Raw genomic sequence first — 12,155 nt, 5'->3', positions numbered from 1 at the left:
AAAAAATAAAATTTATCATTATTAATAATTCTTTTTTACAAGGAATTATACAGAGTCATTTTTTATTTTAAAAAATTCTTTCGCATTATTTGCATCCCGGGCTATTTGTTTTTTCAATTCATTCAAATCACGAAAACGTTTTTCATCACGAATAAAATGATACAAATAAACAGTAATCTTTTGACCATAAATATCCTGGTTAAAATCAAACAAATGGGCTTCCAGACAGGCTCTGGTCTGTTTTCCAATTGTTGGACGGTATCCGAGATTGGCCACTCCTTCGTGCATTCTCCCATTGGCCAACCGAATTTTAATCGCATAAACCCCGCATTTGGGCTCTACCTGTTCACCCAACTGTAAATTCGCAGTTGGAAAACCAATTGTCCTGCCCCTTTTATCCCCATGCTCCACTATATTCTGAATGCACCAGATCCTACCCAAATAATGGGCAGCCTTTTCAGGATTTCCATTTTTCAGACAGGAACGGATAAGGCTGGAAGAAATTACAGTTCCCTCTTCCTGCAAAGGTTTTACAATCGTAACGCCAATTCCCAGTTTATCCGCTTCAGAAATCAAAAAATCGGTATTTCCTTGACGATTGTGCCCGAATACAAAACCCTCACCGCAAGCTACATGAAAAATCCCGAATGATTTATAAAGAATTTGATGAATAAAATTCTTTGCATCTAGCGCAGCAAATTCTTGATCAAATGTTATCTGAAAAATATTTTCAACACCCAGAGCGGACAAGGCTGCATTTCGTTCTTCTGCATTCGTCAATCGAAATGAAATTTCACTGCCTTCGAAAAGCTGTCTTGGATGAGGTTCAAAAGTTACTACAGATAAAGAACGGTCTGGGAACTGTTTTTTTAAAGTCTCCAATAAATAAGCGTGCCCACGATGCACACCGTCAAAATTGCCCAAAGCTGTTACAGAACCCCGTGCTGATAGCGGAATTGCCTGTCCGTTTGTATAGATAGTCGTCATAAACGGCAAATTTTCTTTCGTTATTAATCTAAAACCTCTTCTGAAACAACAAAACCTTATTTCTGTGTTTCGGATGATACAGGGGTTTTTTCCTTATTATCGTTAAAGGAAACAGAGGTATCCCCTTTGTTATCGACATCTGGCAAAATTGTCTTGCTTTGTGGTGAATGGATTTCATCGTCGGCAATATTTTTCTTGAAAATCTTGATACCCTTGGCCAGATCCCCCATTAATGTTGAAATCTTTCCTGATCCAAAAACCAGCAAAACCACAATCAATACAATCAGCCAATGCCAAATACTCATACTGCCCATAATATATTATTCCTTACACAACTTACACATGCAGACAATTTTCGGAAAATTCAATCGACTTTTTCTAACTTAAACACAGGAAATATCATAATTTAATTAAAATTATCATACTATATTTTACTTTTAACACCAAATTGCAAATCACGCGGTTTTTTGTTGCCTCGATCACGACTTGTTGGGAATGATAAAACCATAAGTCGCATATCGCTTGATCCCGATCTTTCCCGCAGGAGCCCACCAAACCCTTACCAAAGACCAGTCATTACGTGATGAAACATCTATAATTGGCGCCTTGTGATCAATTCTCTGCGCTTCCCAATTGGCATGATCAACAATAATCGTGCGTGAATCCTGAAGTTTTTTTACGACAGAAACATGCCCATAAGGCAATCTGGAAGTTTTACGAAAAACCAATATTGCCCCCGGTTCTGGCCTTTTGGTTCTATAATATTTCCCTCTTGACTGATACCACCAACTATAGGCCGCTCCCTGAAGTTCAACACCAGTGATCTTGCGGGCATAGGGTGCACATTGCAAGGAGCCATGATAGCTTCTTCCCCCTCCACAGGCAGCCAGCAAGGGAAGAATTCCAAAAAACATAATTAAGACGCGAACAAAAAATCCTGATTTCATTTTCCCCTATAAAGAACGTATTTTATTGATACACTCTTCTGCCTCTGCATGGGTCATCGATAAAACTTCTTTTGAGATTGTAAACGAAAATCCACGCCTTGCAAGGATCATTTGTTCACGATCCTTCAGTTCAGCTGTTTTTTTTAACAAACGCTGACGAAATGGTCCAATCTTTCTTTTCCGTGCGTAGGCCAAAGCGGATAGCAGCTCAAGATGATCATCATGATATTCTTGCAAGGAGGACTGAATTAAGGAGGGATTGATTCCCTTTTGTATAAAACGTCCCTGAATTTGTTTTTTGGAACAACCCGCACGGATCAAGGATGGCATTTTGGAAAAAATAAATCTGTCATCATTAATACCGCCATTTTGCTTCAATTCATTGACAATCTGATCAATCTTATCGTATGCCTTCTTGAGAATTTCATCGTAATCTTGATCGTCCTCCTTTTGAATTTGTTTAATCCAACGATTGACTTTCTGCCTTAAAAGTTTAACCAATCCTGCCTCGGTATTATTATAACGGGCAAGATAATTCAGTGCATACTCTTTTAAGTCAGGAAGCTGTATCCTGTTTGACATGATTTGCATCACTTCCCTTTAAACATTATCCAATCAATTACCCTTGATTATATTAGGAATAAATTGACTTTTTTTTCTCAATCATTAATTATGTCTGTTTCCTTCAATAAAATCGACAAGAGAGATTATGATTTCCGCTTTGATGCCCACCTATAATCGTGCAGACCTTGCCTTTGACCATGGAAACGGCGTGTGGCTTTTTACGGTTGATGGGCGACGATTTCTGGACTTCGGGGCTGGAATTGCAACATCATCTCTCGGTCATAATCATCCCCTTTTGTGTAAAGCTATTTCGGAACAGGCAAAAAAAGTCATTCATGTTTCCAATTTATACCAAATTCCTCAGGCAATAAAATTAGCCGAAAGATTAATAGCAATAAGTTTTGCCGATAGTGTGTTTTTTTGCAACTCTGGGGCAGAGGCAAACGAAGGAGTCATAAAGGCTATTCGTCGCGCCCAATATAAAAACAACCATCCAGAAAGAACAGATATCATCTGTTTTAATCACGCTTTTCATGGAAGAACTATTGCAACTTTGAATGCGACAGGCAATCAAAAATATCTGGAGGGTTTCGGGCCTAAAATACCTGGAATCAAACATATTCCAATACATGATATTGACCTGGTGAAAGAAGCCATTGACCAGAATACGGCAGGATTTCTGATCGAACCCATACAAGGCGAAAGTGGAATCACTGTTATTTCTCCTGATTTTCTAAAGGCATTGCGACAAATCTGTGATGAGAATGATCTTTTCCTAGGATTTGACGAAGTTCAGTGCGGAGTTGGCAGAACAGGTAAATTTTTTGCCTATCAATGGACAGATATTGAACCTGATATTCTTTCATTGGCAAAGGGTATCGCCGGGGGCGTACCTATGGGCGCTTTTCTTGCCAAGGAAAAAATCGCCAAACACATGACCTTTGGAACGCATGGATCAACCTTTGGAGGAAACCCTCTTGCATGTGCGGCTGGAAATGCAGTTATGGATATCATATTGAAACCTAGATTCCTGAAAAATATACGGGAAACAGGACTGTATCTAAAGGAACAACTGCAACAATTAACCGAGATTTATCCAGATGTTTACGCTGAAGTTCGCGGAAAGGGTCTTTTATTGGGATTAAAGGGAGCCATTCCTGCAAACGAGATACAAAATGCGGCCCTAGAGCAAAATCTACTGACCGTATTGGCAGGAAATAATGTCATTCGCATAATTCCTCCCCTAATTATAACCAAGGAGGAATGCCTGGATGGTATTCACCGGTTAAGAAATGCTGCCGAGCAATTACGTAAAAACCTGAAATCTGTTCAATGAGTAATTTCTATGAATAACCCAATTATTTCTCAATCAAAAAAAATAAAACACTTTTTAGAACTCAAAGATATTAGTAAACAAAATTTAAGAGATATAATCACCCTTGCCTCTCAAATCAAAGGAATGCAGGAAGATAGAAAATATCCCTCACATCCTGCCCAACCTCTGAAAGGACGTTCAATCGCACTTATCTTTTCCAAACCTTCAACCCGTACACGCGTATCTTTTGAGGTGGGAATTCATCAACTGGGCGGTAATCCAATTGTTTTATCAACCAGTACAATGCAGATTGACCGGGGCGAAACCATTGCCGACACTGCCCGCGTTCTTTCAAGATTTGTGGATGGCATAGTTCTTCGAACAGGCTGTACCGAACATTTGACCGAATTGGCACAATTAAGTTCAGTCCCCGTTATTAACGGACTGACTCCCGCCTCGCATCCGGGACAAGTCATGGCTGATGTCATGACCTTTGAAGAACATAAAGGTCCTATCAAGGGACGTGTAATTGCCTGGGTTGGCGATGGTAACAATGTTGCAAATTCTTTCATTGAGGCTGCCGCACAATTTGATTTTACTCTTAAATTAGCCACCCCACCCGATTTATTGCCCTCAAAAACCATACTGTCATGGGCCAAAGAAATGGGGGCAGACATTCAGCTGACCACAGATCCAAAAAAGGCAGTTAAAGATGCGGATTGTATTGTTACCGATACCTGGGTTAGCATGTCTGATAATGATTCTGAAAAACAACAACGCTTGAAATTATTGCATCCTTATCAAGTTAATCTCGATTTAATGAAACTAGCCGCACATGATGCCATTTTCATGCATTGCTTGCCTGCCCATATCGGTGAAGAGGTAACCGCTGAGGTTTTTGAAAGTAAACAATCAGTTGTTTTCGATGAAGCTGAAAATCGTCTTCATGCACATAAAGCCATTCTGATTTGGGCTTTGATGGGTGATAATTGGCGTGATTACGGCTCCCGTTAATTCCCTTCTTGAAATAGACAATATTTAGCCTATCTTTTTAAAAAAGATTTCTCGGCTATTCGCTTTTTTTTTGAGAAGATAACCATGAAAAACCTTCATCGTTCCAATAATGATCGACCCAATGTTCCAGATATTACCTACGGCAAGGGAGTTACGCCTTTTTTTTTCTCTTCGGCAAGAGGAAGGCTCATTCGTTTGGGACCTGTAGCTCATTCCATTCTTGAACGCCATAACTACCCATACTGTATCACCAGACTGGGAGGTGAAGCTTTGTCATTAGTTGCAGGCTTGGCTTCATCATTAAAATTTGAGGGATCTTTTTCTTTGCAAATCAAGGGAGAGGGAGTCGTGTCAATGTTGGTTGCTGATTGTACCCATAAAGGTGAGCTACGCTTCTATATTCGTTATGACAAAGACAAAATAAATGATTTTACCGAAAATGCATCAGCTAAAACCCTTTTGAAAAAAGGATTATTCGTTCTGACCATAGACCAACATGACAAAAAAGACAATTATCAGGGAATGGTTGAACTGACAGGAGAAACGCTTGCAGAAATGGCCAGTCACTATTTTGAAAATAGTGAGCAGTTTCCCTATTTAATTCAATTATATTGCGAATGCTATCAAAATAAATGGCAAGCTGGCGGCCTAATTCTTGAAAAAATTGCCCATGAAAATTCAATCATTTTGAAGCCAGCCGCTGAAAATGATGAAAAGGAATGGGAAACAATATGTATTTTAGCCAACACTTTAAAAGCTTCAGAGTTATTTGATAAAAATCTGGCTTCAGAAAAATTACTTTATCGTCTTTTCAACAGTTTGGAATTTTCTGTTGGCAAGCCGAAAAATGTCGCTTATGGTTGTCGTTGTTCCCGATCAAGGTTACAAGAGGTCTTGAACAATTTTTCCAAAGATGAACTTGATAGCATGGCAGAAAATGGAAAAATTATCATGACTTGCGAATTTTGCTGTTACGATTTTATTTTTTCTCGTCAAGAAATCTAATAAAAATAATATCGATTAATAAGCAAATTCAAAATAATGTTAAAATTTTCTATTTGTTGAATATAAACAAATGTGAATTCTATAGAATTTTTACTAATTATAATATTCACTTTTTAATTTTTAAATGACCAAAAAACAGATAAAAAACTGTTTTAATAAATAACACCTAATAAAATTATGAATTCTTCGTATTGTTTCAACAAATAAGTTTTTAACTCTCTTGTATCATAATCATTGTCATATTTTATTCTAAACAAATTATATCATTCATAAAATTGGAATAGTAATATGATATATTTTTTTCAAAAGATTTGTTATCATGACTAAATTTTGGAATAGAGTTATATCATGATAAACAGGTTAAATATATACGTATAATTAACCTATTTTAACATAACCAGCAATTAATGAATTTATAAATATCAGAGGGTTATCATGTCATTCGAATTACGCAAATCGTTGTCATATCGATTTAAATTTTATTTATCTGCATTTTTATGGATTAGTCCGGTCGTGATATTATCAGCTTGTGCACATAAAGATACCACTCAATATGCACCACTAACATATGATTACCTAACCCCTATATTCCTGAATGTTGGACAAATAAGCATACAGGATCATTCTAACGCAAATCAATATCCAAGGGATATTTCCAATTTAAGCCCGACCTCTCCCGCCATGGCCCTGAATAACATGGTTAATAATCGTCTTAAAGCAAGAGGCACATCCGGAAAGGCTATATTTACAATCAGCCGAGCTTCTTTGCAAGAAAACAGTGATGATGCCGTTTACGGGCAAATTGATATTCGTCTCGATATTTATAACAACAATAATAGAAAAGTTGGCTCAATTCAGGTCAGTACAAATCATACATACCAGACTGATCATAATAAGGGAGACTTAGATAGCCGAGCAAATTTATATGATATTACCCAAAAAATGATGCAAGATGTCAATGTGGAACTAGAATATCAAATTCGCAATCATTTGGAGCCCTGGATTGTTGATGCCACAGGCACACCAATTTCAGACTCAATTAAAACACAGGATTTGAATGATAAGGCATCTTCAACCGCTGTAAAACATGATATGTCCCCTCCCGATCACAGGACTATAGCACCTGCCACCAACAAACCTTCTGCTTCAAACGCAGATTTAAATGCTGTTTTCCCTGATGGCATTCCCAACAATGAATCTGCCGCACCCCCAGTCCATGATACACAACCTGTTTCTTCAACTAAAGGTAAATATCCTGTTGGGGTATTGGGAACACTGCCTCAATCAGCCATTTCCAAAAAATACTAGATCTAAAGCAATAACAAGGAAAATGAACGTACACCCTGGGCGCCATGGATCAATACCCCTTCAATATCTGCGGTGGCCGAGGGACCTGTATGTAGTGCTGCATAATGATTTCGCCTCCATTCCGGACGTGCATACGCATCATGCAGGTTTTCCACGATTTCAGAGCTGTTCAATAAAACGACCAGATGTTGCGGCAAATAACCCAAAGTATTTACAACCAGATCTTTTTCGGTAAGACAAACAGATCCTGTTTCAGCCACACCAAAACTTGCCCTGACAACTGCATAGTCAATATCATGCAAACTATTCGGAGGCGTTTGATCCGTTATATTATAATCACCCTTTATTTCCTTAACAACAGAACAGATATTCTTTGCGTTTGAAAGTTTTTCATAAATCGACTCAAAAGGATTATCGGCATGATTTTCCAGTAATTCACCCCCCATCTGCTCAAAAACTTTCTTAAATTTTTTTATCAAATCAAGATCATTCTGGTGAAACAAGGGAACAGAAGGAGGCTTAACATATTCATCAACACAGGCCTTGCGAATTTTGCCCAAAATGATATCACGACTATTCATTAACGCTTTCCTTTTTCAGATAATTCTTTTCATACCAGCTATGAAAGGTCTCCTTGGGTGCAGGTGGCAAGTCCCTCTGTTTTCCCCATTTATTGAGATTATTGTAAACAATAAAATGTGGGAAATATTTCAATGCCCGATCGGCATTTTTTATCGCGGCCCTATACAGGACCGGATTGCCCAAAATTTTCCCGGCGGCCTGCATCAATATTCTTTTTGCAAGGGACAATTCACCCTTTTCTGCCAATGTCTCTCGCCACTCAAAAATTTGTTCATGAATATTGATTTTAACAGGACAGACATTAGAACAACTGCCATTCAAGGTTGAGGCAAAGGGAAGATTGCGAAATTTATGGGCATTGTATCCCGGACTAAGTATCAAACCAATTGGCCCTGCATAGGTACTTCCATAACTTAATCCACCACTACGACGAAACACGGGACATGTGTTCATACAGGCACCACAGCGTATACATTTCAAGCCTGCCTTGAATTTCTTGTCAGCTAAACGGATGGAACGCGTATTATCGACCAGTATGACATGCATTTCCCCCCCATGATGTCTGGGCCCCCGGAAATAAGATGTATATTGTGTTATTGGGGAACCTAGCGCACTACGTGACAATAAACGAATGAATACTGCCAGATGTTCAAGTCCTGGAACTATTTTTTCAATTCCGACCGTTACAATATGCAACCCGGGTGTATTGGCAGAAAGATCGGCATTCCCTTCATTCGTGCAAACAACCACCGCACCCGTTTCAGCAACCAAAAAATTTCCTCCTGTCATGCCAGCTTCGGCTTTCAGGATCAAGGGGCGATTTGTTTCGCGCTGGGTTTCGGCAAGATAATGTATATCATTATTGCCCGCCTGTGCCCCAAGAGTTTTGGTAAAAACCCTGGAAACATCCGTACGGGATTTATGAACAGCCGGAACAACAACATGACTTGGATCCTCATTGTCCAATTGCTGGATCCGTTCACCCAGATCCGTTTCAATTACGTTGATCCCCTCCTTTTCCACAGCCTTTCGCAAACCACATTCTTCCCCAAGCATGGATTTGCTTTTCACTAAAATTTTGGTCTGGCGTTTTTTCATCAACTCGATGGCAATCGAATTACACTCTTCAGCATTTTGTGCCCAATGAACATGAATACCATTATCTTTGGCATTTTTTTCAAACATTTCGAGATAATGAGCAAGATGATCAAGCGTGTGCTCCTTGATATCCGAAGCCAACTGTCTAAGTTCCTCCCATTCTGGGATAAGATGCATTTGCGCATCACGCTTTTTACGTAAATCCCATAAACGGTTATCATGCATTTTCTCGTGGGCCTGCGCAGCGATAAAGCGATTGGCGGCTTCAAGCTGATCTATGGGTTTATTACCTTTGACAACCGCACCCCTTGCGCCAACTTCATGTTGAAGCGCCGCATCATTCACGTCTGAATTAATATTGACATTCATTGCAGATCTCCATTCAGAACGCGTGCAATATGGGCATATTTCACGGGAATTTTCATCCGTTGCGCGCATCCCTGCTGATGCATGAGACAAGAGCTGTCTGCGGAAATTACGTATTCTGCACCGCTATTATATTGGTCCATAACCTTATCCTGACCCATTTTTGCTGAAACACCCTCCTCAAAAACTGAAAAGGTTCCCCCAAAACCACAACATTCATCAGGACGTGTCAATTCAACAAATTCAATTCCTCTTACCTTTTCAAGCAAATCCCTGGGTTTTGAGAAATATGGTTCCCTTAATTCTGACATGCTCGCATGTCTTAATCCTCTCAATGCATTGCAATTATTATGAATGGCAACCTTGTAGGGAAAAAACGCCCAGGGAAAAGAATCAATCTTGAGAATATCATGCAGAAACTCAACCAGATCATAAGTATGCGTTCTTACATGTTTTACCTCATCGGTCTGTTCGATAGCATCAAAATTGGAACGAACCTGATGCGTACAGCTTCCCGATGGCATGACGATATAATCAAATTGCGAGAAATTCCTCACAAACAGGGTTTCAGCCGCGGCAGCCTCTTTATGACACCCCGTATTAGTCATGGGTTGACCACAACAGGTTTGATCAAAAGGATATGTAATATCCAGATCAAAACGTTCCAATAACTTTAAAGTTGAAATGCCAACTTCAGGTTCCAATGCATCCATGTAACATGGAATGAATAACCCTACCTTCATTTGTGCAAACCTTGATATCCATTTATAATTATTATATTTTCAATGGCAATTTATCACTTTATGAGTTGTTTCACTACTTGTAATTATTATTTCGATTTTTAATTTTTAACATTTTCAATATTTTTTATCACCAAATCCGGGGTCAGGATTTGGGGCAACACCCTGGGGTTTCCATAGGCAGGATAATAGATATAAAGTGGAACCCCTTCCCGTCCAAACTGTTTTAGAAAACGACTGATATCATTATTGTGATGTGTCCAATCACCAATCACATATTGAATATGATGACGATGGAAATAGTCTCTTATTTTTCGGTTGGATAAGGCAACCTTATCATTAACGAGACATGTTAGACACCAACTTGCCGTCATGTTAACAAATACAGCTTTATGATCAATCTGCAATTGCTGAACATTCTTTAATGAAAATACCATATATTCCCTATTTTCCACTGTTTCATTAGAGGATTGCACAAGATTCATTTCCGTGATCATACCCCCTAACAAAATGAAAATCAGAATAAGCGTGATACTGGAAACCCTTTGAAATACACGTGTAGCAGTTTTATATCGCAATAGCTGATTTTTGCCCAATAACCATGCTCCAAATCCAATTAAAACACAGCCTAACAAAACAGTTAATAAAGATATGGACTGATCATGCTGATAAATTACCCATACCAGCCACACACAACTAAGTAATAGGGGAAATGCCAAAAATTGCTTCAATATTTCCATCCATATTCCTGGTCTCGGTAAAAAACGGGTCAATTTTGGAATAAAAACCAATATCAAATAGGGAAAGGATAGACCCAATCCCATTCCTATAAATATAAAAAAAGTTTTTTCGGCTGAACTATTTAAGGCGGCTGCGACAGCTATACCCATAAATGGCGCGGTGCAAGGTGTTGCAACCAAGACAGCAAGTATACCTGTAAGAAAATCAGAAAGGTAAGAGGATGAATTTGTTCTTGAATAAAATGAAAAATTTATCGTGAAGACATCAAGAAGATTTAAGGCAATGATAAATAATAACCAGCATAGAATTATCAAAAATGAAACCGATTGAAACTGAAAACCCCATGTTATCTGTTTTCCCATCCAGCGCAGACTTATAAATGTAAGCGATATGCCCGTAAAACTGCTCAAGATCCCTGCCGTGTATGACAGACATGACCGGTATTGATAGGCACGATTTTTATTTCCCAAACGACTTAAGGATAACAATTTCATGGCAATGACAGGAAAAACGCAAGGCATGAAATTTAACAGGCACCCACCAAGAAAGGCACTGCTGATCAATAAAAATAGATTCAGAATATGTGAGACAGGTTTCTTTTTAATTATGGGATGAATTGACCAGTAATGAAGCTTGCCATTGTAATCCTTCAATGCCAAGATACCAGCCAGGGACTGATCAAGCGGTTTTTTAGATAATAGGGGCAATTTCAATTCAAAATATTCTGGATTGATTTTAAAATGCTGTTTTTGATCTTGATCAATCAATCCCGATCTTTCTGGCATAAACCAAGCATCCTGCACTTGATCAAACAGAGGAGCTGTTTTATTGCCCCACAATTTTCCATTTGGTGTAATGAATAAATTATATTGCAAAGGCCTGGGTTTATTATTCAGTGATTTTTGAATCAAGATCGCTTCATTTGCCTGATTGATTTTTCCTTTTGGTAGATCAATTGTAAATTCGGCCTGCACGGGAACACAGATATTGGCACAAATCAACCACGTCGCCTTGATATGAAGATGCAGATCTTTGGCACGATAGGATTCTGGAATATGAAGATAAAAAGGTAAAATAACTTCCCCATCATATATGTAAGACAATAAACCTTTTTCAAACAACCTCTTTGGAACAGGCCATTCTATTTTTGGAAATATAATTTTTCTATCATGGTTGATTGAAACTTGTAACGAAGCAGGATCTCCCGCATCTCCCGGATTCAGCCAATAAGTGTGCCACCCTTGCTCCAGTTTGATTTTAAGGGCTAGTAAAGACCGATCAACATCATCATTGAAATCGCTTGCACTGATGATACTTGCCTCAACATGCGCTTTAAAGATTTTATCGCTTTCTTTACCCCAAATAACATGCGTGTTAAACCCTATTACAATCAATAATATAGCAATCCAGAATCGCACTTGATTTAATCCTGTCCCTGTCAATAATATTCCATTTTTATCTTAAAGATGAGATAAACAAAATTAATAA

General features: G+C 38.6%; 12 protein-coding genes. 4 read left to right on the top strand and 8 right to left on the bottom strand.

The features are described 5' to 3' along the window. Window positions 1-45 precede the first annotated feature (45 nt). The 4 genes from H3T57_RS01710 to H3T57_RS01695 form a co-directional block, all read right to left on the bottom strand. Window positions 46-987: a bifunctional riboflavin kinase/FAD synthetase gene (locus H3T57_RS01710; protein WP_198192825.1), complete on the bottom strand. Its 942-nt coding sequence runs from the start codon at window positions 985-987 to the stop codon at window positions 46-48. A gap of 56 nt (window positions 988-1,043) precedes the next feature. Beyond that, the gene (locus H3T57_RS01705) at window positions 1,044-1,301 is read right to left on the bottom strand and encodes a twin-arginine translocase TatA/TatE family subunit (protein WP_198192823.1); all 258 of its coding nucleotides are present in this window, start codon (window positions 1,299-1,301) and stop codon (window positions 1,044-1,046) included. Between the two features lie 165 nt (window positions 1,302-1,466). Beyond that, a complete protein-coding gene (locus tag H3T57_RS01700) occupies window positions 1,467-1,934 on the bottom strand; it encodes a CHAP domain-containing protein (RefSeq protein ID WP_232349706.1) in 468 nt (155 codons plus the stop codon). Between the two features lie 6 nt (window positions 1,935-1,940). Then, a complete protein-coding gene (locus H3T57_RS01695) occupies window positions 1,941-2,525 on the bottom strand; it encodes a regulatory protein RecX (RefSeq protein WP_155567105.1) in 585 nt (194 codons plus the stop codon). 118 nt (window positions 2,526-2,643) lie between these two features. Between H3T57_RS01695 and H3T57_RS01690 the strand changes: the two genes are divergently transcribed. The 4 genes from H3T57_RS01690 (at window position 2,644) to H3T57_RS01675 (ending at window position 7,140) form a co-directional block, all read left to right on the top strand. Further along, window positions 2,644-3,834 (top strand): aspartate aminotransferase family protein, encoded by a 1,191-nt coding sequence (locus H3T57_RS01690; RefSeq protein WP_198192821.1) that lies wholly within the window; start codon window positions 2,644-2,646, stop codon window positions 3,832-3,834. A 9-nt stretch (window positions 3,835-3,843) separates the two neighbouring features. Beyond that, window positions 3,844-4,827 (top strand): ornithine carbamoyltransferase, encoded by a 984-nt coding sequence (gene argF, locus H3T57_RS01685; RefSeq protein WP_122123811.1) that lies wholly within the window; start codon window positions 3,844-3,846, stop codon window positions 4,825-4,827. Window positions 4,828-4,911: 84 nt separating this feature from the next. Then, window positions 4,912-5,832, top strand: coding sequence for an Hsp33 family molecular chaperone HslO (locus tag H3T57_RS01680; protein WP_198192820.1), 921 nt, complete (start codon window positions 4,912-4,914; stop codon window positions 5,830-5,832). Between the two features lie 435 nt (window positions 5,833-6,267). Beyond that, complete coding sequence (locus H3T57_RS01675; RefSeq protein WP_198192816.1) at window positions 6,268-7,140, top strand: hypothetical protein; 873 nt, start codon at window positions 6,268-6,270, stop codon at window positions 7,138-7,140. A gap of 2 nt (window positions 7,141-7,142) precedes the next feature. On the opposite strand, the gene H3T57_RS01670 is transcribed toward H3T57_RS01675, so the two are convergent. From H3T57_RS01670 to H3T57_RS01655, 4 genes are all read right to left on the bottom strand, one after another. Next, window positions 7,143-7,721, bottom strand: a complete 579-nt coding sequence (locus H3T57_RS01670) for an LUD domain-containing protein (RefSeq protein WP_110438285.1) — start codon at window positions 7,719-7,721, stop codon at window positions 7,143-7,145. Then, a complete protein-coding gene (locus H3T57_RS01665; protein WP_198193462.1) occupies window positions 7,714-9,189 on the bottom strand; it encodes a lactate utilization protein B in 1,476 nt (491 codons plus the stop codon). Before H3T57_RS01665 ends, H3T57_RS01670 begins: the two co-directional genes overlap by 8 nt. After that, window positions 9,186-9,929, bottom strand: a complete 744-nt coding sequence (locus H3T57_RS01660; RefSeq protein ID WP_198192813.1) for a (Fe-S)-binding protein — start codon at window positions 9,927-9,929, stop codon at window positions 9,186-9,188. Before H3T57_RS01660 ends, H3T57_RS01665 begins: the two co-directional genes overlap by 4 nt. Before the next feature lie 98 nt (window positions 9,930-10,027). Beyond that, window positions 10,028-12,109: a protein-disulfide reductase DsbD gene (locus H3T57_RS01655; RefSeq protein WP_198192811.1), complete on the bottom strand. Its 2,082-nt coding sequence runs from the start codon at window positions 12,107-12,109 to the stop codon at window positions 10,028-10,030. Window positions 12,110-12,155 lie beyond the last annotated feature (46 nt).

Origin of the sequence: Commensalibacter sp. W6292M3, from assembly GCF_016101315.1 — a bacterium.
Classification (GTDB): Bacteria; Pseudomonadota; Alphaproteobacteria; order Acetobacterales; family Acetobacteraceae; genus Commensalibacter; species Commensalibacter melissae.
Note: the sequence above shows the minus strand (reverse complement) of the source record. Positions and strands in the feature narration are given on the sequence as shown.